Annotated in this window: 2 protein-coding genes; both read right to left on the reverse strand. The window is 34.1% G+C overall.

The features are described 5' to 3' along the window. Nucleotides 1-273: 273 nt before the first annotated feature. Entirely contained in the window at nt 274-732 is a 459-nt protein-coding gene (locus QVD32_RS13230) for a helix-turn-helix domain-containing protein (RefSeq protein WP_287710402.1), read from the reverse strand. A gap of 28 nt (nt 733-760) precedes the next feature. After that, nucleotides 761-1,032: hypothetical protein (locus tag QVD32_RS13235; RefSeq protein WP_287710403.1), on the reverse strand; the 272-nt coding region annotated here is incomplete at its 5' end.

Consider the following 1,032-nt stretch of genomic DNA (forward strand, 5'->3'; position numbering starts at 1 on the left):
GAAAAAATCCTCCCCGAACCTTAGACATACGACGAATCATCATAAGTCCAAAAAACAAAATACTTAACACAAAAACAAGTACTAAGCTAGGAAATACCAGTCTTTGATAATCAAAAGAATTTTGTTCCATCATCGGCTTCACTATTGGAAAAATATATAGATAAAAAAAATAGCCTATCCCTAATAAAAACGGAAAAGCCATCAAAAATAAATAATACTGATAAATCCAACAATGAAACTTACGAATCCGAATCCCTCGATACTTAAAAAAATTCAGCATGTTTTTTCACAACCACCAAAGCTAGGTATAAAGTAACTTACTTCTTTTTCAAAAACCGTAGCAATCTTTTTCAACATACTTTCACTAGGAAAACTAATGCCATGTTCATAAGATAAAATCGCTTGTCCCGTACAACCAACTTTCGTTGCCAACTGTAATCGAGTAAATCCTTTTTCATAACGTAGCCATTCTAATTTTCCCGCAAAAAAATAGTCAAAAGAGCGACGATAAACCACTTCTTCCTTACACAACTCGTCAACTGTTACATCGAAAATTTCAGCAAGTATTTTCTTTTGCATGGAATCAGGTATTAACTCTCCTGATTCCCAACGTTTGATCTCTACTGCTCGAACCGTTTTTCCAAAAAATAAAACCAATTCTTTGAAAGTCACACGATAATATTTTCGGAGTTGTGATAAATTTTTTGAGAGCATATCTACATTTTCAACCATATTCATTTATCAACTCCTAAACTCTGAATTATTTTGATTTAGGAGAATCTTTTGTTTCAGGAGTAGACGTTGTTTTTGATGTCGAAGCTGTCACCTGTTTAAACCCTGTCGCACGAATTTTAATGCCTGAGTCTGCATAATTTGACATCGAATTTTCATCGATATTTGCCCATGGAACAAACTCTACTCCTTGTAAAGAAATCTCATCAAACGGCTTTAATCCTTCTAAAACAACATCTGGAGAAAAAGAAATGTCTACCGAACAACCAGCTATCGTACTAAAACACTCGACTGGTCGTT

The sequence above is a fragment of the Barnesiella sp. genome, from assembly GCF_022723415.1.
Classification (GTDB): Bacteria; Bacteroidota; Bacteroidia; order Bacteroidales; family Barnesiellaceae; genus Barnesiella; species Barnesiella intestinihominis.